Here is a 21250-nt window from a genome sequence, read left to right as displayed (position 1 = left end):
GTGATGCGGGCGCGCGCCGAGCGTGAGCGGGTCGGGACGCGGGCCTTGGGCCTGTTCACGCTATTTCCTGGCTTGCGAAGGTGCGTTTCCGGACGCAGGGCAAGAAGAGAGGAGGCGCAATAGCCGTAGCTATTGCAACGACGAACGACGCGGCAATGCGCCCGGAAAGGCGCGTTCCCCTGATTGAAACAATCCATTTTGGGGCTGGCTACCAGAAGGGCCGATCGCTGCGTCATGCTCCTTGCGAATACGTCGAGTATTCCCTTCGTCGCATTCCTTGCGCTCGGCCCTTCTGGTAGCCAGCGCAAGCCTGGAATTAGCGTGAACAGGCCCTAGGGATAACCTTTAGGGGTAATCGATGAAGATCGAAATCGACCGCACGAGCGGTGTGCCGATGACCGAGCAGCTCGTCGCGGCGATGGAGCATTGGATTCGCTCGCGCGACGCGCACGCCGGCGCAAAGCTGCCGTCCATCCGGCAACTCGCGATCGATTGCGGCATCAGCCGCTTTCCCGTGATCGAGGCTTATGACCGGCTCGTCTCCCTTGGGCTCGTCGAATCGCGACATGGATCGGGCTTTTACGTGAGCGGGCGCGCGCAGGTGGCGCGCGATCGGTGCGGTGCGTCGGACCCGCGCCGCGCCGAGGACGAGTCGAATTACATCCTGGCGCAGTTCAATCACCCCGGCGAAACGCTGAAGCTCGGTAGCGGATTCATTCCCGAAGCGTGGCGCGACACGGAGGGCGTCGCGCAAGCCGTCCGTCACGTCGCTCGCACCGATCCCGGATCGCTGATCGATTACGCCACGCCGTTGGGCAACGCGGCACTGCGCGAACACCTGCAATCGCGCATCGCCCCGCTCGGCATCCACGCCGATACCGCGCAAATTTTGATTACGTTCGGCGCCAGTCAGGCCATCGATCTCATCGTCCGCTACATGCTGCGCGCGGGCGATACGATGTTTGTCGAGGATCCGGGCTACTACAACTTGTTCGGGCTCCTGAAGTTGCACGGCATCAACGTCGTCGGCATTCCGCGGACGGCCACCGGACCCGATATCGACGTCCTGCAAGCCGAACTGAAACGGCATCGCCCGCGCGCCGTCTTCGTCAACTCCGTCTTTCACAATCCGACCGGGACAGTGGTGGCGCCCTCCGTTGCGTTCCGGCTGCTGCAGCTCGCGCACGAGTACGACTTCACGATCGTCGAGGACGACATCTACGCCGATTTTCAAGGCGAGACGACGGATCGCCTCGCCGCGCTCGATCAGCTCGAGCGCGTCATTTATATCGGCGGGCTGTCGAAGACGTTATCGTCGTCGCTGCGCATCGGCTTCATCGCGGCCAGCCGCAAGATGATCAAGGATCTCGGCGACATCAAGATCCTCACGAGTATCAGCGGCTCGCAATTCGCCGAAGCAGTTGCCCTGACGATGCTCGAGCGCGGTGCCTACCGCAAGTTCCTGGAACGGCTGCGCCGCCGGATGAGCGATGCGCTCGGCGCGACGACGCGCACGCTCGAAGCGAACGGTTGGCAACTGTTCGCGCCGCCGGCCGGCGGCAAGTTCGTGTGGGCGCGCGTGCCGCACATCGACGATTCCCAGCAACTGATCGAGTGCGCGGCTGCGTGCGATGTGACGATCGCGGCGGGCAGCTATTTCCGCCCACATGGTGAGCCGAGCCCGTGGATCCGCATCAACGCAGCGTATGCGCAAGATCCGCGCGCTCATGCGTTTTTCGCCCGCGCACAGCGGCTGGAGCCAATCGGCACGACGCCGGCCCTGGCTGAGCCCACGCCGATCGATTCGCGGCCATTGACGGCACTTCACGGTTGATTCGGCTCACGCGCGAACCGCACACCGAACCGCTTCAGCGCCGACATGGGGCGAGGACGGCCCCAACGTTGTGCGGCGGCGCCCCCGCACGTGGCCGCACGTGGCCGCCCCTGCCGGAGAGACGCCGCCCGCACGGCACTGTGACGCTGCGCACAAAACTTGCTGTCGTATGCTGTACAGTTCAGTTCGCGGCTGCCGTTATTGCGTGAAAGCGCGTGGTGGGTTGCGCCTGTGTTTATCTCCGTCCGATTTCCATGAGCATGATCGAACTCGATCCCCCCGGCTTTCAGCCGCCTCGCCCCGTCGCGGACGACGCGGGTAGCCGCCGCACCGTCGTCTACGGCGGCTCTACCGTGTTCAGCGTGTTCCAGCCGGTGTTCTCCGTCTCGCATCGCCGCGCGATCGGCTATCACGCGTCCTTGCGCGCGCACGACGAACACGGACGGCAGGTGCCCTCGCGCGACGTCTTCGAGCAGGCCGCCCGGCGCGGCGATCTGCTCGAGCTCGGGCGGCTCGCCGAATCGCTGCATCTAGGCAATTTCGGTGCGATCGACGGTCACGACGAATGGCTGTTCCTGAGTCTGCACCCGGCCGCGTTGATGGACACGAGCTACGGCGATGCGCTGCTGGCGAGCCTCAAAACGCTGGGCCTGCCGCCCCAGCGCGTCGTACTCGAAGTGCCCGAGCAAGCGGGTGGCGAGACGGGCCGCTTCGCGGAAATCGTCGACGGCCTGCGCAAATCGGGGTTTCTGATCGCACTCGGCGGCTTCGGAGCGAAGCACTCCAATATCGACCGCGTGTGGCACTTGCACCCGGATATCGTTTCGCTCGATCGCGGCATCCTCGCTCAAGCCAGTGAGCACTCACACTTCGAGCGCGTCCTGCCGCAGCTCGTCTCGCTTCTCCACGAATCAGGTCAACTCGTGCTGATGGGCGGTTTGGCCACCGAACGCGATGCGCTCATCGCGCTCGAATGCAACGTCGACTTCGTGCAGGGCAGCTACTTCGCCGAGCCCAGCGCGCAGCCCGACGAGCCGCGGGCGGCGGCGGGGCTCATCGAGGCCCTGTCCAATGCACTGCGCAAGCGCATCGCGGCGCGCGAACATGCCCAGGCAAAGCGCCTGGCACCTTACATGACATCGCTCGAGCAGGCGTGTGCGCAGTTCGTGGCGGGCACACCGGTCGAACAAGCATGCGAGGCGCTGCTCGCGCTGCCCGATACCGCGCGCTGCTTCGTGCTCGATGCCCAGGGCCGGCAGATCGGCGACAACGTCGTGCCGACCGGACGCGTCTCGCGCCGTGCCAAGCGGTTCCGGCCGCTGCTCCATTCGGAAGGCGCAAGCTGGGCCCATCGGCCGTATTTCAGGGAAGCGGTTCATGCCCCCGGGCCCGTCCATGTCACGGCACCGTATCTCTCGCTGAACGAAGCCCACTTGTGCGTGACGGCTTCGGTCGCCGCGCAAACGGCGCACGGGCTGCAAGTGCTGTGCGCCGATATCGATTGGGAAGCGGCCTCGCACCGCCGGTAAATGCCGCGACGGCAGGCTTCGCCGATAGGCAGGCGCCCGCTTCGCTTACGAATCGGCGTCTGACCTGCGATCCGCCGAGTCGCCGCCGCCATCGAAACGCTCGTTGAAGCGTTGATTGAAACGCTCGATCAGCGCACGGCTGTCTCGCTGTAGCGGATGAAACCCCGGCCTGAACCAGGCACACCACTGAGGCAACATCCGCACGAGCGATCCGTTGCCCACCAGCCGATCGTGCAAAAGCGCGCCCCAGCCTCGCAGGTCGGTGGCGCGCCCGTCATGACGAATCAGTTCGAACGTCATCCGCCACAGCAGCGAGAAGAAGATCGGCGTCACGAACAGCATCGCAGAACAACGCAATGCGTATCGGCGAAACGATCCCGCGATCACCGCCTGGAAAACGTCGAACGCGACGGCCTTGTGCTCGGTTTCCTCCAACGCGTGCCAGAGCCAGATGTCGGCCATAGACGGATGTGCACCGTCCAAACTGCGCGGCTCGCTCAGCATCTCCTCGGCAAACATCGCCGTGAAGTGCTCGAGGCATACCGTAATGGAAAGACGCACCGCCGGCGCCAGATAGCGCCGGGCGAACGCCTGCTGGCCCGCCACGCGGCGCTCGAGCCGTTCGACCGGTGCGCCCTGCTCCCGCAAGTGCCGGTTGTAACGCACGTGTTCCCGGCCGTGCAACGCTTCCTGCGCAATGAATTCCTTCACGGTGCGGTCAAGGCTTGCGTCGCCTCGAATGCGCCCGCGATAGTGCTGGACGCTTTCGATGAACGCGCGCTCGCCCTCGGGAAACATGATCGACATCGCATCGTAAAAGCGTGTGCGATGGCAGTGCCCGCCGAGCCAGTGCAAGGGAATCTTCGCGCTGAAATCGAAGACGATGTCGCGGCGGCGCAGCGGCGGCGTGACGGGGGGAGAGATCATCGGCCCATGCCTCGCTACGCGCTGTCCCGCTGTGTGCCTGCCGTGCGCAGCCCCGCTGCACCGCGGGCGATGAAAGCGGTCGCCAGCCCGTGCAAGGGCAACAGCGCAAGCGCGAGCACGCCGATCGGATCGTTGAGGCCGAACGCGAGCGGCAAAACCAGCAGCCCCGCACACCCGAGCGCGATCCAGCATGGCAATCCCCACACGCGTTCGTCGGACATGCCGCCGAGTGCCAAGGTCAACATGAAGATCTGCAGGAAGAACACGGCTTGCCCGCCGGCAGACCACGTTCCGTCGCGGTGGATATAGTAGGCGGCCAAGCAGAACAGCAGCACGCCGCCGACACCGATCGCGAGGGCAGGCACGGGCGTGCGGCGCGCTCCGCCGTCAAGCTTCGGCACGCGCAATCCAACGTAACGCAGCAGCGGGGCGAGATTGGCCCAGAAGGGATTCGTCGATCGCGTCGGCTGCGAAACGCCGAAGCGCACCGGGACGCCGGGCAGTTCCGGCTGGAACGATCCGAATAGTTTGTCCCAGATGAGAAACGTGCCGCCGAAATTGCGGTCGCGGTACTCGGGATTGTGGCCGTGATGGACACGATGATGCGCGGGCGTGACGAAGAAGCGTTCGAGCCAGCCGGAGCGCCCGACGATGCCATTGTGGTTGTAGAACTGAACCGTGTAGTGAAGCGTCGACACCGCGACGAACACCGGCAGCGGGATGCCGATCAACGCGAGCGGGATCGACGTGAACGGAAGCGTGGTCAGCGATGAAAGCCACGCATTGCGGATGCCCAGCGAGAGATTGAAATGTTCGCCCTCGTGGTGGACGACATGAACGCTCCAGAGCGCCGGAAACGTGTGATGCAAGCGGTGCATCCAGTAAAAGCCCAGATCCCACGCCAGCACCGCGATGCTCCATCGCATAAACGGCGGCCAACTCTGCGCCCAGCGCAGGCTGACGTGCGCGAGCACCCATGCGTAGGCGGCGATTTCGACGCCGCGCAGCAGCCACATCAGAATGTGCCCGGAATTGAGATTCAGGACGACGTCGCGCCAGGGGATGGCACGGCCGTGCCTTGCGCGCGAGAACAGCAGTTCTGCGACGACGCACGCCACCATCCCCAGGAGCGGGAGTGCCATTGCATTCACGGATGAACCTCGGGGCTTGGATTGAAGGGAGCCGGCTGACGGGCCTTGGCGGACAGGTAGGCGACTACCCCGGCACACAGCACGCCGAGCAGCAGGCCGGCGCCGAGATCGACGGCCAAATGACGCCGCGCCGCGACGACCGACCACATGACGGCCAGGCCCCACACGAACATGAAGGCGGTACGCCATGGCCGCTCTCGTTGCCACATCGCAACCATGCACAGCAAGGTAAGCGCGCCGTGCAACGACGGCATGCAGTTGCGCGTCGAATCGAAATCGACGAGCCAGTGCAGCGCGGCGGCGCCCGTCGTGCCCGTCGGAACGAGCGGATAGACGAGCGTGGTCGGCCATGCGACGAAGACGATGCCGGCAAGCACCGCCGCGCATTGCATCGCTCTTGTGAGCGGCGCCAACCGATCAGGCAGGGCGCACAGGTACGCGACGGGAACGAACAGAAAGAACGACAGGTAAAGCCAGATCGCCGATGCGTCGAACGGCACCACGCGATCGAGCGCGCGCTCATGTAGAACGTGGGCCGTGCCCGGCGCGATGCGGCCGATCGAGTAGCACAGGCCGACGGTACCCCAGCCGATCGCCATCATGCCGAGCCGGGTTCGCACGCGAATGCGCGTGACTGCTTTCGTCATCGCTTCTCCTCGCGCCGTACGATGCGCCGCCGCTTGGCGGTGAAATCGATCGGCGGCAATGTCGGGGCCAGCGTCCACACGAGTTGTGAGGTATCGACGCCCTGACGCGCCAGAAAAGCCTGCAGATGAGCCTGACAGCCGGCCAGCGTGCCGCCCTCCCCCGCGACGTGCAGCGCGAGACCGGTATGCCCCGTCTGCACCAGACGATAGTCGGCCGTGAGCGGCAGCACTTGCGCGATGGCACGCGACAGCGCGTCGGCGAATATCTCGATCAAGGTTCCGTCGCGGCCGGGCAAACGCAGCGCATCGTCGCATCGGCCCTCGATGCGTTCGAGCGCCATTTCATGGCTTCCGCATGGACATGGAGCGTCCCGCTTCACAAGGATGTCGTCGAGCCGATAGCGAACGATTGGCTGCGTCGTGCGCGAGAAATCGGTGATCAGCGGCACGAAGCGGCGTTCGTCGAGCCATTGCGGCTCGATATGCACATGCGCTTCGTTCAGGTGAAGCGTGCCGTGCGTGCAGGTCGATCCGAGAAAGCCTTCCGTTGCCTGAGAGACCTCGGCCACCGGCGCGAGCGATTGGGTGAGGAATTCGCGGTCGAACGGCTCCAACACTTCGGCGCCGGAAACCACCATGCGCGGCTGAATCGCGACGCGCCCCTCCCGCTTGGCTTCGGCCAAGGCGCGCAGCACTTGCGCAGGGCCGACGACGATCGTCGGCGCATACCGCTCGAGGCGCTGGCGTTGGCCCGCAAGCGGCTCCAGCAAATCGAAGAATTCGAATGAGAGCCACGGGCTGCGCACCGTGCTGTAGAGATTGCTGTTCGCGCGCAGAAACAGCGCCACCCGTTCTCCGGCGAAGAGCCCACGCGGCAATAGGCGCGCCAGCATCACGCCAGCCCAGGCCGCTTGCTCGGCAGGGCTGACCACGAATACCCCTCGCGAGCCGGACGTACCCGATGAAAGCCCCACGCTGTAGCCCTTCACCGTCCGCGAAAAATCCCGCGTGCGCTCCGCATCCAGCGCGCACGCCAGGACGTCGGCGAGTTTCAGTTGTGCCGTGTTCATGCTGTCGAAGTGCGCCATCATCACGGCCTTCGACATCGTCGGCCATGTATGGAACGGTTCGCGCAGGTACGGTGCGAAGTACGGGCTGCTCGTGAGCCGTGTCGAAATGAACGCGCGCAGCTTGCGTTGCTGATGATGTTCGAGGGCGGCGCGACTGTCGAAGCGAAGGCGTTTCGCCTGCCAATACGCGTGCAGCACGTGTGCGTGGCGAATCATAAGGCGCCCTCGTGCGTCAAACAGATAGACACGCGTCCGCCCCGATGCAATCGATTCAGCATGCGCAGCGTCGCATAGTACTGAGCCGGTTCGTCCATGATGATGTGAGCGAGACGCGAGGGGCCGACCAACTCGCGATAGCTCGAAGGCGACCATGCGGCATCGGACGCGAGCAACACCCAGCCACTCGCCGTTGCGACGAAGGCGCCCAGATGGCCGGCCGCATGCCCGGGCAACTCGACGATCAGCAATTCGCCATCGGCCCCGGGCGCCGCATAGCCGTGCGTGAACGGCGCGAGTTCCGCTGGTAATTCGATCCGTGGAAAGCCTTCGATTGCCGTCATGGAGGATTCGAAGTCCGGTGGAATCAGCCCCGGTACGAAGCCCTTGCGCAGCGCACGGATTCCCTTCAACAAGCGCGTGTCCGCCCAACCGGCGCCGGACAACCATGTCGGTGTGCCTTCGAAATCCCGCAGCCCTGCGATGTGATCGCCGTGAAAGTGCGACAGGATGACAGCGGTGAGGTCCCTCGTTCGAATGCCGCGCTCGCGCAGTTGCCTTGCGACGGCCTCGCGTTCGTCGAAATAAACGGGCGTCACGCGCCGATACCAGGAGAATAAGCCGCTGCGTGTGTGGTCGATGAAGTGCGATGCGTAACCCGTATCCCACAGAAAGCGGCCGCCTGCGGTGTCGATCAAATAGGCGCGCGCCGGAAAGCGGCATACCTTCATGCCCGCGCCGCGCAACGCCATGCAGGCCGCATGGGTGCAATACCCCGCTTCAAATACCGTAATCGTGGCCATGTGATTGAATCCAACGAACGGTCAATTCGATGCCTTCTGAAAGCGGCACGATCGGCTGGTAGCCAAGCATGCGCCGCGCCTTTTCAATGTCGAGGGTCATGTCGTAGTTCAGTGTGCCCACGCTGTAGCGTGTCAGCGCAGGTTCCGCGCCGCTGAGCGAGGCATACGCCTCCATTGCGCGCGCCGCGGCATCGAGCACGGGATAAGGCAATGCGACGATCCGGTAGGCGACGCCCAAGGGCACGAAGATCGCCGCAAGAACGTCTCGCAGCGTCGCCGGCTCGCCGTTCGTGATGTTGAAGACCTCGCCGCTCGGCAAATCCTCGCGTGTCGTTGCCAACTGCATCGCGTGGATGACGTTCTCCACGTAAGTCAGATCGAATCGCGCGACACCACCGCGCGGCAATGGCAAGCGGCCGTCACGCTCTCGCAGGACACGCAGGATGCGCGGCAACAGCACACGATCATGCGGCCCAAAGATCGCGCGCGGCCGCAGGATGGCGACGGTCGTTCCGGGATAGCTCAGTGCAATGGCACGAAGCGACGCCTCCGCCTGCGCTTTTGTATTCGCATAGTGGTTGACATAGCGGGCGGGGCGAAACGTCTCCGGGATATCGACCCGATGCCGGTAATCGAAATAGAGCGATGGCGTGGAGATATGCACGAACCGCCTCACGCCGCGCTGTGCTGCCCTCTCGGCGAGCCGAGTCGTGGCCGTCATGTTCGCCTGGTGGAAATCCTCGTAGCGGCCCCAAGGCGAAGACAGCGCGGCGCAATGCCAAACGACATCGATACCGTCCAACAAACGGTCGATGTCCTTCGCGGCAGCGTTCGCGAGGTCCACAGGAACGAACTCGATTCCTTCGGCTTCGAGCGCTTGGCCCGCTCGGCGATCACGGCCTGTCGCGCGCACCGCTTGCCGTTGTGCAGCGAGGTAGCGGGCGGCGTTGGCGCCGAGCCCGCTCGTGGCGCCGGTGACAAGCGTTTTCATCAAAGTTTCAGGACCATACCGCCGACGGTCACACCGGCGGCCGTGCCGATGAGCAGGAGCCGCCGTCCCGGCTGCGCGCGCCCGGTGATGAATGCCTCATGCAGTGCGGTCGGGATGGAAGCCGCGACTTGATTGCCGTGCGTCGCATAGATATCGACGATCTGCGCCGCGGGCATCCGCAAACGCTCGGCGAGATGACGCATCCCGAGATGGCTCGCTTGGTGCGGTATGACCGCGTCGATCTCGCTGAGCCTTAACCTGGCGTCGTCGAGCAAGTCGGACAGCAGGCTCTCCATTACGCTCGACGCAAGCCTGAACACGCGCTTGCCGTCCATTTGGAACAGGAAATCCGCGGGCTGCGCGCCTCGACGCGGCGTGCGCGAAGTGCCGGCGCGAATCTCGCAGTAAGCCTTGCCTTCGGGATACGTTCGGAGCCGATAGCCCTCGATGCCGCTCGAGCCGTCGCCGCGTTCGACGATCACCGCCGCCGCGCCGTCGCCAAAGATCAGTGAGCTCTCGGCATTGCTCCAGTCGATTCCGCGCGACGCCAAATCCGACGCAACGATCGCAATGCGACGGTATGCCGACGTATTGAGCAGGCTCGCCGCCATATGCAGCGCGACGGGAAAGCTGATGCAACTCGCGTTGACATCGAAGCCGGGCGTACCGGGCCTCAACCCGGCGCAACCGAGGACCAGCGCGGCTGTCGATGGGAGCTGCTGCTCCTGAACCCCGGAAGCGGAGATCAGCAAATCGATCGAATCGCGTTCGATTCCGCCGCGGGCCAGTGCGTCGTGCAACGCCTGTGCGGCGACAGCCGACTGGTGCTCGTCGTTTGCGTGGAATCGATAGGCAATGCCGGAGCGCTTTTGGACCCACCCCGCGGACTTCGATAGCCGGGTGTCGAGTTCGGACGACGTGACCTTGCGCCCCGGCAGCGCTTTGCCGGACGACAGGATCGAGACAGGGAGAAAAGGCGGCTTCATTGCAGCATCACGCAGTAAGAGTCTCGGGGCGTGCGCCCATCGATTTGAGGAAGCGATACTGGGCGCCCAGTAGCGCGCCGTAGCTCAGGCAGCGGTACGGCAGGCCGTGGCGTGCAGCCAATCGCTCGACGATCGCGGCGAGCGCGGGGTAGTGCCGATGGCTGTATGTCGGGAAGAGATGGTGCGTCAGGTGAAGGTTCAGGCCGCCCATCAAGCCGCCCAAAAGCCGCAGGCGTGGGGCCCAGTCGCAGCAAGTCAGGAAAATGTGCGCTTCCCGCGTATGGGGGAGCGGCGCGCCGTCGCTGACGTCGTAGAAGCGGGTATCGGCCCAGTGCGTGCCGAGAATCATCGTCAGCAGGATGCCCGACGCCACCATCTGGCCCAAGAGATAACCCGCGATGACTGCACCGTATCCGGCGGTTGGCCCCGCGATGTAGAGCGGAATCGCCAGACAAAGCGCGAGGTGCGCCAGCTTCGAACCCACGAAGCATAACCAGCCGCCGAGCCCAGGCAACGGCCGGTCGTTCGCGAGCGGGGTCCTGCCGAGCCGATCCGACCAATCGTAGACCCACGCGATGTACGACATCGACAGCGCAGCGATGACCGGCCAGTAGTACTGCTGAAAACGAAATCGCGGATACCACGGCTGAAACGGCGTTTGACGCAGAAACGCGTTGGCCTCCGTATCGAGATCGCAATGTTCGATATTCGCGTTCGGGTGGTGATAGCGGATGTGGCGTACGCGCCAGTACACGGGTTCAATGCCGAGCGGAAGGGTGACGAGCCGCGCAACGGTGGCATTGAGCGCACGCGAGCGAAAGAGTGCGCCATGCGCCGCGTCGTGCGAGACGTTCATCGACAAAAGCACGGCGGAAACGGAGAACGCGAGGAAACCGCCGATGAAGGCGATGGCGCCCATGGCATGCAGCGACAGGACGAACAACGCACCGGTCAAAATAGCGAGGACTGTAGCCTTCAATGCCGTCTCCGCGTTCGCGTAGCGATCGTCGCCGTTGCGCTCCAGGTAGGCGCGCGCCTCCGCGTGCAATTCGTCGGCGAAAGACGAATGCGTGGATGGCATGAAACGCGGGCAAGGAAGGGTAGCGCTATTTTCTGAAAGCATCATGGATGTCGCGTTGCCCGGCGGCGCTTCGACGCGCGATAGGCAGCGCCAGTGCGACGGACCGGTTGTCCTGCGAATTTCGATCGGGCTATAACGACACACTCAACCGGATACGACATCCTGCTGGATCGTTGTCATCCGCAACAAGATAACTGAAGCCCATCGAGAATTGGCCCTCTCGGATCATTTGCGTTTTTATTGGAGGGCGATTGTAACTGAAACCTCGCAGAAAGCTGGAGGTATCAAAAGCAGGATTCGGAATCGTGAAGAAATCGGATATTTCCTAACTCCACGCATCGATGCCGCTCTATCAGAGCACGCAGGAAATTCCAATCGATTCGAGCTTGGCAATACGTGCCAGCAATTGACTCACCGCACGCAAACCGAAGCGCCGATCGAGTTCGGCCACTTCGGCGCCACGTGTGACGAGCGTGAACCGGCCGCCGCCGGTCACCGCCTCCGTATCGCCGGAAGCGTAGCGCACGACGCCCACGACTTCGCACGCCCGCATGAGGACAAATGCTGCCCCCCAATCGGGCGGCAGCGCGTAGGCTTGCAATGTGGCATCGTCTGTTGCCGCTTCCACGCACCGTTCCACCGCAGCGGTCACGCGCTGCGGCCGGCTGACGACACCGGCACCGGCACTGGCACCGGCACTGGAGGCCACCGTCATCGCACGATCGGCAAACAGCCGCATGACGCCCGCCGCATCCGCGCCGCGAATCACCTCGCGCAGGCGTTCGACGCCATCTGCGCGCCGTTCGCCAGCCGGCGCAACGCTCCGACGCCGCATGCCTTCATCGCCCGCCTGCTCGCTGGACAACCGTTGCCGCGCCCGATGCGCGAGTTGCCGGCAATGCGCCGGCGTCTTGCCCACTACATCGGCAATCTGTGCATAGTCGCATTCGAAGGCTTCGTGCAAGACGAACGCGGCGCGCTCGTCGGGCGACAACCGTTCGAACAACAGCGCCACCGCCTCCGAAACCGAAGCGGAACGCACCACCTCGTCCTCCGCCGACGGCGCCAGTTCATCGTGCCACGGCTCGATCAGGCACTCGCTCGTGCGCGCCGCCTGTTCCGATTGCAAGCGCCGGATGCGATCGATCGCGAGCCGCGTCGTGACGGTCGTCAACCAGGCGAGCGGGGTGCGAAGGTCACCCTCCGCCGCCGCATGCCACTTCAACCATGCGTCCTGGACGATATCCTCGGCCTCCGCACGGCTGCCGAGCATCCGATAAGCGATCGATGTCAGCCGCGCACGGGCGGCCTCGAATCCCGATATCTTGTCTTTTTCTTTTTGCGTCATTTGAATGGCTCCCAGAGTCGAGCTTTCGGCGCGCTATACGCCTTCGTCTTCTTGACGTTCGAGCGCGCGCCGATGTGACGCGCGTGTCGGCTTTTTTTACGCTCTCCCGGCAAACGCGGGCGCTGCATCCCCCGTATCACCGCCCTCCGTCACACTCACACGAACTTGTACGTCATGACAGCGAGGACCGCTTGCAAAGCGTATGCTCGACAGGCGGCTATCGTCGATTCCCTTGCGAGGAGCGTCATGCCTTCCTACACATCCAGTCAGCTCGTACCGACCGTCATCGAACAATCCGGCCGCGGCGAGCGTGCCTACGACATCTATTCCCGCTTACTGCGCGAGCGAATCGTGTTTCTCGTCGGCCCCGTCACCGACGAAACGGCGAGCCTCATCGTCGCACAAATGCTGTTTCTGGAATCCGAGAATCCTGACAAGGATATTTTCTTTTACATCAATTCGCCGGGAGGTTCCGTTTACGACGGCATGGCGATCTACGACACGATGCAATTCGTCAAGCCGCAAGTATCGACGCTCTGTACCGGGTTTGCGGCCAGCATGGGCTCGTTCTTGCTAGCCGCCGGCGCAAAGGGCAAGCGCTTCGCGTTGCCGAATGCCCGCATCATGATCCACCAGCCGTCCGGCGGAAATCAAGGCACTGCCGCTGATATCGAGATACAAGCCAAAGAGATGCTGTTCCAGCGCGAACGGCTGAACCAGATACTCTCGGAAAGGACGGGCCAGCCGATCGAGCGGATCGCCAAGGATACCGATCGCGACAATTTCATGTCGGCAGCCGCCGCAAAGGAATACGGGCTCATCGACGGCGTATTGACCGATCGGGTGGCGCTGGCCGAGGTCGCGCGGCATACGATGCTTTGAGCCGCGCGGCGTCCGCGCCTCGCGGCGTGAAACGGGAGGAGCGCACGTGAAAAAAGGCTCTCCTGTGGAGAGCCTTTCGATCGGGGGACGCCATGGCGGCGCCCACCGTTGGCGATTCGCCGAAACTTACGCGAAGTTCTTCGCGGCGAAATCCCAGTTCACGAGGTTCCAGTACGCTTCGACGAACTTCGGACGCGCGTTGCGGTAATCGATGTAGTAAGCGTGTTCCCACACGTCGATCGTCAGCAGCGCCTTGGCATCCGTCGTCAGCGGCGTAGCGGCGTTGCTCGTCGAAACGATGTCGAGCGAGCCGTCGGCCTTCTTCACCAGCCACGTCCAGCCCGAACCGAAATTGCCGACGGCTGCCTTCGAGAACGCTTCCTTGAACGCGTCGAAGGAGCCCCACTTCGCGTTGATCGCGTCGCCCAGCGCACCGCTCGGCGCACCGCCGCCTTGCGGCTTCAGGCTGTTCCAGAAGAACGTGTGATTCCAGATTTGCGCGGAGTTGTTGAAGACACCGCCCGACGACTTCTTGATGATCTCTTCGAGCGACAGGTTCTCGAACTCGGTACCCTTGATCAGGTTGTTCAAGTTCGTAACGTAGGCTTGATGGTGCTTGCCATAGTGAAACTCGAGCGTTTCCTCCGACATGTGCGGAGCGAGCGCGTTCTTCGCGTACGGCAGCGGCGGGAGCGTATGTTCCATGGTGCTGATCCTTCTGTGTTATGGGGAAGTAGGCGACTAACGCTATAGAGCACTGGATTGTAGGCGAGTTGGAATAACCCCGCAAACCAGCGGCCTTTATGCGCAGCATTGACCGTCGCCCGCCGCAATCCGCGTAAAAAATGCTGTCGGAACGTGCATTTCATCGCATCGTTCGGCGAAGATGACCGACGATCGGCCCGGCACCGCCCTGCCGGGTGCGTTTCCGGCGCAGCGCCACGCAGGCTTACGCCGCGCTGCGCCGATCCCGGCATCGATCAAAAGCCGTCCGTCAGCCTCGGCTGCACGTCCTTGAGCGTCACATCGGCTGCCCCTTCCGCGACATAGACGGTCAGTTGCCGATCGCGCTTCAAAGCGGCCGGCGAACGCACCGCCCGTCCTGTTTGGGCATCGATGAGCGCCGCGTAGCCGCGCTCGAGCGTGCGCTGGGGGCTCAGTACCTCGAGCCGGGCCTCGAGCATCGCCACGCGCGCCGCGCGCCGCTCGCGCTGCCGCTCGATTCCGATGTCGAGCCGGCGCGACAGCGCCGCCAAGGCTGCCCGGGGCGCGGCCAGATCGGGCCGCCAGCGCTGCCACGACAGCCGTACGAGCGCAAAGCGCGCTTGGGCGTCGCGCAACGGACGCCCGCCCGCTTGAGCGAGCCGGGACTGCAGTTGCTGAAGGTGCGCCCGTTGGCGTCGCAACCGTTCCGCTGGACTGACCAGCCGGCGCGCGAGCCAATCGAGTTGCTGCGCGCGCCGCTCCATCAGGCGCCCGAATCCACGTGCGAGCGCGGCGGTGCGGTGGTCCAGCTCGCGCAGCAGCATCGTCCGCTGCGGGCTCACGAGCTCGGCGGCGCCTGTCGGCGTCGGCGCCCGCACGTCGGCCGCGAAATCGGCGATCGTGAAATCCGTCTCGTGCCCCACCCCGCTCACGATCGGCAACGCGCTCGCGGCGATCGCGCGAGCGAGCCGTTCTTCGTTGAACGACCAAAGATCCTCGATCGAACCGCCGCCCCGGCAGACGATCAGCACATCAGCTTCCCGGCGTGCATTCGCCGTCTCCACCATCGCCGCAAGCTTGTCGGCCGCCCCGGCGCCTTGCACGGGTGCCGGATAGACGATGACGGCAACGTGCGGCGCACGGCGCGCGAGCGTTGTCAGCACGTCGCGCAGGGCCGCCGCTTGCAGCGATGTCACGACGCCGATCGTGCGAGGGTGGGTCGGCAGCGGCCGTTTACGCTCGGGCGCAAACAGCCCCTGCGCTTCGAGCTGCGCCTTCAGCTTCAAGAATTGCTCAAAGAGCCGGCCCGTGCCGGTACGGCGCACCGCCTCGACATTCAGCTGCAGCTCCCCGCGCGGCTCGTACATCGTGACGAGCGCCCGCACCTCGATCTTGTCGCCTTCACGCGGGGTGAATTCGGCGTACTGGGCACGGCCGCGAAACATCACGCAGCGCATCTGCGCCCCCGCGTCCTTGATCGAGAAGTACCAATGGCCGCTCGCGGCACGCGTGAAATTCGAGACTTCGCCCGCGACCCAGACAAGCGGAAACGAGCGTTCGAGCATCGTGCCGATAGCGCGGTTGAGCACCGACACCGGCACGGCGACGTCGGCCTCGAACGAAGCAGAGAAAGACGGCGCGGCGCCGCCGCCCGGCGGAACGCCGCCCGGCGGAAAGGGAGGGCGAGATTGCATGCAGAAACCTTTTTTTGAGCCGGTCAGAAGATAGACCGCCGCGCGAACGCCGTCCAGCATCTGCACCATCGCGTGCAAGGTTTCCCACATAGCGGAGCCGGGCAGCCGATGGCGCGAAATAACGAAGGGAACCGCAAAAACGCGCAAACGCTCGTTTCAACCGTTTGATTTTTAAGTGCTTTTTATCAACACAACATTGAGCACCATCGATAAGAAGTCCGATTTATCGGCGTTTCCGGTCGCGACGGCCGAAGTTCTTCACAGAGTTATCCACAGCCGGCCCATTCCGGTGCACGTTCGGTCCGCCGGCTGGGGCATGCCACCCGCTTGCAGCGGCCTCGCCGGGCAAGCTACAGTGCCGGCTCCATCCGCCGATCGTTCGATCGTGCGACGTTTCGACTACCTGACGACCACGCACGCACCATGAATCGCATGGCCGACCGCTTCAAAGCACGCGCAGAAGCTTACGTGACGCAACAATGGCAGCGCCGCGGCCCGTTCGCCTGGGCCATGACGCCGTTCGCCTGTCTGTTCGGCACGCTCGCCGCCATCCGGCGCGCGACGTTCGCACTCGGCTGGCGCGAGCCCGTGGACGTGGGCGTGCCGATCGTCGTCGTCGGCAACGTGACCGTCGGCGGTACCGGCAAGACGCCTACCGTCATCGCGCTCGTCGAAGCGCTGCGCGCTGCCGGATTCACGCCCGGCGTGATTTCGCGCGGTTACGGTTCGACCGGCACGGAGCCGCGGCCCGTCACGTCGGCCTCGTCGCCGAGCCACGCCGGCGACGAGCCGGTGTTGATCGCGCGCCGCACCAGCGCGCCCGTGTGGGTCGCGCGCGATCGCGTCGCCTGTGCGCGGGCGCTACGCACCGCGCATGTCGATGTCGATGTGATCGTGAGCGACGATGGCTTGCAGCATTACCGCCTCGCGCGCAACGTCGAACTCGTCGTGTTCGATCAGCGGCTGGGAGGCAACGGCTTTCTGCTGCCGGCCGGGCCGTTGCGCGAGCCGCTCTCCCGGCACCGGGACGCCACGCTCGTCAACAATCCGTTCGAGCGCGCGCTGCCGTCGTGGCCCGATACGTTCGCGCTCTCGCTCGCCCCCGGCGATGCCTGGCATCTTGCCGATCCGGGCCGGCGGCGGCCGCTCTCGCAATTTGCCGGCGAGCGCGTGCTGGCTGCCGCGGGCATCGGTGCGCCCGAGCACTTTTTTGCGACGTTGCGAGCGGCTGGCCTGACGCCCGCCACACGTCCGCTGCCCGATCACTACGCGTTCCGCGACAACCCGTTCGTCGACGACAACGTCGACGCAATCCTGGTGACCGAGAAGGATGCAGTAAAATTGAGCGCTTGGCGTGACGCTCGCATCTGGGTAGTCCCGGTCGAAGCCACGCTCCCTGCTCGCCTCATCGCTCTGGTTGTGGAGAAACTCCGTGGACGCTCGCCTGCTTGAAATCCTCGTTTGCCCGATCTGCAAGGGGCCGCTCACTTACGACCGTGCGCAGCAAGAACTGATCTGCCACGCCGATAAGCTGGCCTTCCCGATTCGCGACGGCATCCCCGTCATGCTCGTCGACGAAGCGCGTCAGACCGTCGAAGGCACGCCGGTCGAGCCGCTTGATCCGGCCGGCGGCGCATAAAGCGCGACACGCCTTCCCCTTAGCCTTCGCTCGGAATTCGATGACCGCCAACGTCCGTCACGACGCACCGCCTTTCGTCGCCGTCGTTCCCGCCCGTCTCGCCTCCACCCGCCTGCCCGAAAAACCGCTTGCCGATATCGCCGGCAAGCCGATGGTCGTTCGCGTAGCCGAACGCGCCCGCGAAGCAGGTGCCGAGCGCGTGCTGATCGCCACCGACGACGCGCGCGTGCTTCAGGCCGTGCAAGCGCACGGATTCGAGGGATTGCTCACGCGGGCCGATCACCCTTCGGGCACGGATCGTCTCGCCGAAGTTGCGACGACGCTTGGCTTGGCCGACGAAACCATCGTCGTCAACGTGCAAGGCGACGAGCCCTTGATTGATCCGGCGCTCGTGTGCGACGTTGCGTCGCATCTCGCCGCGCACTCCGACTGCGCGATCGCGACGGCGGCGCACCCGATCGCAGATACGGCTGACGTCTTCAACCCGAACGTCGTGAAGGTCGTGCTCGATGCGCGCGGCGTGGCGCTGTATTTTTCGCGCGCACCGATACCTTGGCGCCGTGACGCCTACGCACCGCAGTGCGGCGCGCAAGCGATCGATCTCACTGCGATGCCGGCGCCGCCTGCCGGCGCCGTTCTGCGCCACATCGGCCTGTATGCCTACCGCGCGCGTTTCCTGCGCACGTATCCGACGCTCGCCCAGGCACCGATCGAACAGGCCGAGATGCTCGAACAATTGCGCGCCATGTGGCATGGCGAGCGCATCGCCGTGCTCGTGACGCACGAGGCGCCGGCACCAGGCGTCGACACGTTGGCCGATCTCGAACGCGTGCGGGCGCTTTTCCTATCAAACCCCTAACGTTTTCCGGCTAACGGGCTAACGCGTGGCATAATCAGGGCCGATTGCGCGAGCATTCGCACTATTCGCTTCCGGTTCCCGTTCGTTTCGCTTCGTCGCCCTACGGCTGTCTCTCGCGTCGTGTTGAACGACACGGCATGCCTTGCGGGTGCGGCTGATGCGCCTTTGCGCCGCCAGCGACGCAACGGTGGGAAGCCCGTTGCCTTCGGCATTCGGCATCGTGCGTTATGCGTTTCGCGCCGCAGCATTCACATACGATTCGGAGAACAGCATGCGTTTGATCCTGTTGGGCGCGCCGGGCGCCGGCAAGGGTACCCAGGCAAACTACATCAAAGAAAAATTCGGGATTCCGCAGATTTCGACCGGTGACATGCTACGTGCCGCCGTCAAAGCCGGCTCGCCGCTGGGCGTGGAAGCCAAGCGCTTCATGGATGCCGGCGAACTCGTGCCGGACACGCTCATCATCAATCTCGTGAAAGAGCGCTTGCTGGAAGCCGATTGCAAGAACGGCTATTTGTTCGACGGTTTCCCGCGCACGCTGCCGCAAGCCGAGGCGATGAAGGAAGCGGGCGTCGCGATCGATTACGTCTTGGAGATCGATGTGCCGTTCGACGAGATCATCGTTCGCATGAGCGGCCGCCGCACGCACCCGCAATCGGGCCGGACATACCATGTCAAATTCAATCCTCCGAAGGTCGAAGGCACGGACGACATCACGGGCGAGCCGCTGATCCAACGCGACGACGACAAGGAAGAGACGGTGAAGAAGCGTCTCGACGTCTACGTCTCTCAAACGAAGCCGCTCGTCGATTACTACCAGCAATGGGCGCAGCGCGGTATCGAAAACGGCTTGAGCGCGCCGCAGTACCGCCGCATCTCGGGCCTTGGCAGCGTCGACGAAATTCGTCAGCGGGTATTCGAAGCGCTGAAATGAGGCTCAGCCGCATCGGCTAAACGCAACCCGCCTGCGGAGGCGGGTTTTTTTATGTCGCGAGCGATTACAAGCGTCGACGGTCCGCATGCCAACCGGTCACGAGCCGCGCCGCGGCGGGACCGCACCCTCTTAGAACACGAAAGGAGCCTTTAGCATGGAGATTCGCGGCAACGCATTTTTGGTCACCGGCGGTGCGTCGGGCCTCGGCGCGGCAACAGCACGCCTCTTCGCCGAACACGGCGGCAAGGTCGTCATCGCCGATTTGAACGAAGATGCCGGTAATCAGCTCGCGTCCGAGATTCAAGGCGCCTTCGTCAAATGCGACGTAAGCCGCGAAGCCGATGCCCAGCAGGCCGTCGAAGCCGCGACACGGCTCGGCCGCCTCGTCGGGCTCGTGAACTGCGCCGGCGTCGCCCCCGCCATCAAGACCGTCGGCAAGGACGGCCCGCATCCGCTCGATAAATTCCAGCGCACGATCGAAATCAACCTGATCGGCACGTTCAACATGGTGCGGCTCGCGGCCTATGAAATGTCGAAGAACGAGCCGAACGCGAACGGCGAACGCGGCGTGATCGTCAACACCGCTTCGGTGGCCGCCTTCGACGGACAAATCGGGCAAGCTGCCTATGCCGCTTCCAAGAGCGGCGTCGCGGGCATGACGCTGCCCATCGCCCGCGATCTTTCGCGCAACGCGATTCGCGTGATGACGATCGCCCCCGGTATCTTCGAAACGCCCATGCTGCTCGGGATGCCCCAGGAAGTGCAGGACGCGCTCGGCGCGATGGTGCCGTTCCCGCCGCGGCTCGGCAAACCGAACGAGTACGCGATGCTCGTCAAGCAAATCTTCGACAACACGATGCTCAACGGCGAAGTGATCCGCCTCGACGGTGCGATCCGCATGCAACCCGAGTAACGGCCTCGCCGCGAGCGACATCGCATGAAAACGCCCGACCAGCGCATCCGCGCCGGCCGGGCGTTTGAACCTCTATGCTCTATACCGCATTGGCGTCCTCGCTACGATCCGCAGCGAGGTGACAGCGGCAAGCGCCGGTGAACCAACGTCAATCGCCGCCGTGATCGGTACGCTGGCGCAGCTCGTTCAGTTGCGACTCCACCGTCATCGCATCCTCGGCATCGGGACGATCGTCCAGGTACCGCTCCAGATCCTCCAGCGCCGGGCGCAAATAATCGAGCCGCGCATAGGCGAAGCCGCGATCGCGCACTTCCTCGATGTTGCCCGGCAGCAGCACGACAAGCCGCTGCTGCACCGCCAGCAACCTCTGCCACCGCTCCGATTGCAGGTACACCGCTTTCAGATTGCGCAACATGCGGGCGACGATCTCACGCGGCGTCGCCGGCTGCAGCAGCATGCGCAGCGCATTGCCGACCGACTGCTCCGTATGCGAGATATACGGCTCGAGCATGTCGACCATCTGCGTCTCGGAAAGCGATTGGCCCGTTGTCGGATCGAGCATGACGTCGCCCTCGGGCAGCGTGACGCGCAGCAGGAAGTGCCCGGGGAACGACACGCCTTTCACCGGCACGCCGATCTGCTCGCCCAGTTCCAGATAGAGCACCGCCAGCGAGATCGGAATCCCGCGCCGGCGCTTGAGCACGACGTTCAGGTGACTATTGTCCGGATCGTAATAGTCGTTCAGGTTGCCGGCGAAGCCGAGTTCGCGGAAGAAGAAGCGATTGAGCGCGCCGATTCTTTCGGCCAGATCGGCGCCCGCGGGCAGGCGCCGCTTCAAGCGCAGCGAGAGCTCGTCGAGTTCGGCCAGCACTGCTTCGAGGTCGAGATCGGGATACGCATCCTGCGCGAGCGAGATCGCCGTCTCCGTCAGCGGGAGGCTGTCGTCGTCGGCAACGAGGGTGGCGAAGTAATCGAGTACGGATGTCATGGCCGTCACTTGGCACGCCTTCTGAAGTACGCGTATTTGAAGCCCATCAGCCA

Annotated in this window: 20 protein-coding genes; 8 read left to right on the top strand and 12 right to left on the bottom strand. The window is 64.2% G+C overall.

What is annotated here, in order from left to right; genetic code table 11:
* The first annotated feature begins 358 nt into the window (after positions 1–358).
* Together ACTHL0_RS27160 and ACTHL0_RS27155 are read left to right on the top strand one after the other, a co-directional pair.
* Entirely contained in the window at positions 359–1834 is a 1476-nt protein-coding gene (locus ACTHL0_RS27160) for a PLP-dependent aminotransferase family protein (protein ID WP_440570223.1), read from the top strand.
* 254 nt (positions 1835–2088) lie between these two features.
* Entirely contained in the window at positions 2089–3363 is a 1275-nt protein-coding gene (locus ACTHL0_RS27155) for a sensor domain-containing phosphodiesterase (protein ID WP_440570222.1), read from the top strand.
* Positions 3364–3408: 45 nt separating this feature from the next.
* Here the strand turns inward: ACTHL0_RS27155 and ACTHL0_RS27150 are convergent, their stop codons facing one another.
* From ACTHL0_RS27150 to ACTHL0_RS27110, 9 genes are all read right to left on the bottom strand, one after another.
* Entirely contained in the window at positions 3409–4290 is an 882-nt protein-coding gene (locus ACTHL0_RS27150) for a metal-dependent hydrolase (protein ID WP_440570221.1), read from the bottom strand.
* A 14-nt stretch (positions 4291–4304) separates the two neighbouring features.
* Positions 4305–5432 carry a sterol desaturase family protein gene (locus ACTHL0_RS27145; RefSeq protein WP_440570220.1) on the bottom strand — a complete coding sequence of 376 codons (1128 nt, stop codon included), beginning with the start codon at positions 5430–5432 and terminating at the stop codon, positions 4305–4307.
* 5 nt (positions 5433–5437) lie between these two features.
* Positions 5438–6088 (bottom strand): phosphatase PAP2 family protein, encoded by a 651-nt coding sequence (locus ACTHL0_RS27140; RefSeq protein WP_440570219.1) that lies wholly within the window; start codon positions 6086–6088, stop codon positions 5438–5440.
* Positions 6085–7374: a F390 synthetase-related protein gene (locus tag ACTHL0_RS27135; protein ID WP_440570218.1), complete on the bottom strand. Its 1290-nt coding sequence runs from the start codon at positions 7372–7374 to the stop codon at positions 6085–6087. Before ACTHL0_RS27135 ends, ACTHL0_RS27140 begins: the two co-directional genes overlap by 4 nt.
* Positions 7371–8177: an MBL fold metallo-hydrolase gene (locus ACTHL0_RS27130; protein WP_440570217.1), complete on the bottom strand. Its 807-nt coding sequence runs from the start codon at positions 8175–8177 to the stop codon at positions 7371–7373. Before ACTHL0_RS27130 ends, ACTHL0_RS27135 begins: the two co-directional genes overlap by 4 nt.
* Positions 8155–9168 carry an NAD-dependent epimerase/dehydratase family protein gene (locus tag ACTHL0_RS27125; RefSeq protein ID WP_440570216.1) on the bottom strand — a complete coding sequence of 338 codons (1014 nt, stop codon included), beginning with the start codon at positions 9166–9168 and terminating at the stop codon, positions 8155–8157. The genes ACTHL0_RS27130 and ACTHL0_RS27125 overlap by 23 nt, the downstream gene beginning before the upstream one ends.
* Positions 9168–10154, bottom strand: coding sequence for a 3-oxoacyl-[acyl-carrier-protein] synthase III C-terminal domain-containing protein (locus ACTHL0_RS27120; RefSeq protein ID WP_440570214.1), 987 nt, complete (start codon positions 10152–10154; stop codon positions 9168–9170). The genes ACTHL0_RS27125 and ACTHL0_RS27120 overlap by 1 nt, the downstream gene beginning before the upstream one ends.
* 7 nt (positions 10155–10161) lie before the next feature.
* Positions 10162–11235, bottom strand: coding sequence for a fatty acid desaturase family protein (locus tag ACTHL0_RS27115; protein WP_440570213.1), 1074 nt, complete (start codon positions 11233–11235; stop codon positions 10162–10164).
* 352 nt (positions 11236–11587) lie between these two features.
* Positions 11588–12583 (bottom strand): sigma-70 family RNA polymerase sigma factor, encoded by a 996-nt coding sequence (locus ACTHL0_RS27110; protein ID WP_440570212.1) that lies wholly within the window; start codon positions 12581–12583, stop codon positions 11588–11590.
* 246 nt (positions 12584–12829) lie between these two features.
* Here ACTHL0_RS27110 and clpP point away from each other — a divergent pair, with 246 nt between their 5' ends.
* Positions 12830–13465, top strand: a complete 636-nt coding sequence (gene clpP, locus ACTHL0_RS27105) for an ATP-dependent Clp endopeptidase proteolytic subunit ClpP (protein WP_440570211.1) — start codon at positions 12830–12832, stop codon at positions 13463–13465.
* 126 nt (positions 13466–13591) lie between these two features.
* On the opposite strand, the gene sodB is transcribed toward clpP, so the two are convergent.
* Complete coding sequence (gene sodB, locus ACTHL0_RS27100; protein ID WP_440570210.1) at positions 13592–14170, bottom strand: superoxide dismutase [Fe]; 579 nt, start codon at positions 14168–14170, stop codon at positions 13592–13594.
* A 275-nt stretch (positions 14171–14445) separates the two neighbouring features.
* Positions 14446–15864 (bottom strand): exodeoxyribonuclease VII large subunit, encoded by a 1419-nt coding sequence (gene xseA / locus ACTHL0_RS27095; RefSeq protein WP_440570209.1) that lies wholly within the window; start codon positions 15862–15864, stop codon positions 14446–14448.
* Positions 15865–16296: 432 nt separating this feature from the next.
* Between xseA and lpxK the strand changes: the two genes are divergently transcribed.
* The 5 genes from lpxK to ACTHL0_RS27070 all read left to right on the top strand — a co-directional run bounded on the left by lpxK (position 16297) and on the right by ACTHL0_RS27070 (position 20209).
* Complete coding sequence (lpxK, locus tag ACTHL0_RS27090) at positions 16297–17316, top strand: tetraacyldisaccharide 4'-kinase (protein WP_440570226.1); 1020 nt, start codon at positions 16297–16299, stop codon at positions 17314–17316.
* Positions 17297–17503 (top strand): Trm112 family protein, encoded by a 207-nt coding sequence (locus ACTHL0_RS27085; protein WP_440570208.1) that lies wholly within the window; start codon positions 17297–17299, stop codon positions 17501–17503. Before lpxK ends, ACTHL0_RS27085 begins: the two co-directional genes overlap by 20 nt.
* A gap of 40 nt (positions 17504–17543) precedes the next feature.
* Positions 17544–18362 (top strand): 3-deoxy-manno-octulosonate cytidylyltransferase, encoded by an 819-nt coding sequence (gene kdsB / locus ACTHL0_RS27080; protein ID WP_440570207.1) that lies wholly within the window; start codon positions 17544–17546, stop codon positions 18360–18362.
* Between the two features lie 271 nt (positions 18363–18633).
* Positions 18634–19296, top strand: coding sequence for an adenylate kinase (gene adk, locus ACTHL0_RS27075; RefSeq protein ID WP_440570206.1), 663 nt, complete (start codon positions 18634–18636; stop codon positions 19294–19296).
* 154 nt (positions 19297–19450) lie between these two features.
* Positions 19451–20209, top strand: coding sequence for a 3-hydroxyacyl-CoA dehydrogenase (locus ACTHL0_RS27070; RefSeq protein WP_440570205.1), 759 nt, complete (start codon positions 19451–19453; stop codon positions 20207–20209).
* Positions 20210–20357: 148 nt separating this feature from the next.
* Here the strand turns inward: ACTHL0_RS27070 and ACTHL0_RS27065 are convergent, their stop codons facing one another.
* Positions 20358–21197, bottom strand: a complete 840-nt coding sequence (locus ACTHL0_RS27065; protein ID WP_440570224.1) for a SirB1 family protein — start codon at positions 21195–21197, stop codon at positions 20358–20360.
* Positions 21198–21250: the final 53 nt, after the last annotated feature.

The sequence above is a fragment of the Trinickia sp. genome (genome assembly GCF_051961175.1).
GTDB lineage: Bacteria > Pseudomonadota > Gammaproteobacteria > Burkholderiales > Burkholderiaceae > Trinickia.
The sequence above is the reverse complement of the archived record's forward strand: the minus strand, read 5'-3'. Positions and strand labels throughout refer to the sequence as shown.

Coding starts and splice junctions, on each gene's coding strand:
- ACTHL0_RS27160 (WP_440570223.1), top strand. CDS start 359: ATGAAGATCGAAATCGACCGCACGAGCGGTGTGCCGATGACCGAGCAG.
- ACTHL0_RS27155 (WP_440570222.1), top strand. CDS start 2,089: ATGAGCATGATCGAACTCGATCCCCCCGGCTTTCAGCCGCCTCGCCCC.
- ACTHL0_RS27150 (WP_440570221.1), bottom strand. CDS start 4,290: ATGATCTCTCCCCCCGTCACGCCGCCGCTGCGCCGCCGCGACATCGTC.
- ACTHL0_RS27145 (WP_440570220.1), bottom strand. CDS start 5,432: ATGGCACTCCCGCTCCTGGGGATGGTGGCGTGCGTCGTCGCAGAACTG.
- ACTHL0_RS27140 (WP_440570219.1), bottom strand. CDS start 6,088: ATGACGAAAGCAGTCACGCGCATTCGCGTGCGAACCCGGCTCGGCATG.
- ACTHL0_RS27135 (WP_440570218.1), bottom strand. CDS start 7,374: ATGATTCGCCACGCACACGTGCTGCACGCGTATTGGCAGGCGAAACGC.
- ACTHL0_RS27130 (WP_440570217.1), bottom strand. CDS start 8,177: ATGGCCACGATTACGGTATTTGAAGCGGGGTATTGCACCCATGCGGCC.
- ACTHL0_RS27125 (WP_440570216.1), bottom strand. CDS start 9,168: ATGAAAACGCTTGTCACCGGCGCCACGAGCGGGCTCGGCGCCAACGCC.
- ACTHL0_RS27120 (WP_440570214.1), bottom strand. CDS start 10,154: ATGAAGCCGCCTTTTCTCCCTGTCTCGATCCTGTCGTCCGGCAAAGCG.
- ACTHL0_RS27115 (WP_440570213.1), bottom strand. CDS start 11,235: ATGCCATCCACGCATTCGTCTTTCGCCGACGAATTGCACGCGGAGGCG.
- ACTHL0_RS27110 (WP_440570212.1), bottom strand. CDS start 12,583: ATGACGCAAAAAGAAAAAGACAAGATATCGGGATTCGAGGCCGCCCGT.
- clpP (WP_440570211.1), top strand. CDS start 12,830: ATGCCTTCCTACACATCCAGTCAGCTCGTACCGACCGTCATCGAACAA.
- sodB (WP_440570210.1), bottom strand. CDS start 14,170: ATGGAACATACGCTCCCGCCGCTGCCGTACGCGAAGAACGCGCTCGCT.
- xseA (WP_440570209.1), bottom strand. CDS start 15,864: ATGCAATCTCGCCCTCCCTTTCCGCCGGGCGGCGTTCCGCCGGGCGGC.
- lpxK (WP_440570226.1), top strand. CDS start 16,297: ATGGCCGACCGCTTCAAAGCACGCGCAGAAGCTTACGTGACGCAACAA.
- kdsB (WP_440570207.1), top strand. CDS start 17,544: ATGACCGCCAACGTCCGTCACGACGCACCGCCTTTCGTCGCCGTCGTT.
- adk (WP_440570206.1), top strand. CDS start 18,634: ATGCGTTTGATCCTGTTGGGCGCGCCGGGCGCCGGCAAGGGTACCCAG.
- ACTHL0_RS27070 (WP_440570205.1), top strand. CDS start 19,451: ATGGAGATTCGCGGCAACGCATTTTTGGTCACCGGCGGTGCGTCGGGC.
- ACTHL0_RS27065 (WP_440570224.1), bottom strand. CDS start 21,197: ATGACATCCGTACTCGATTACTTCGCCACCCTCGTTGCCGACGACGAC.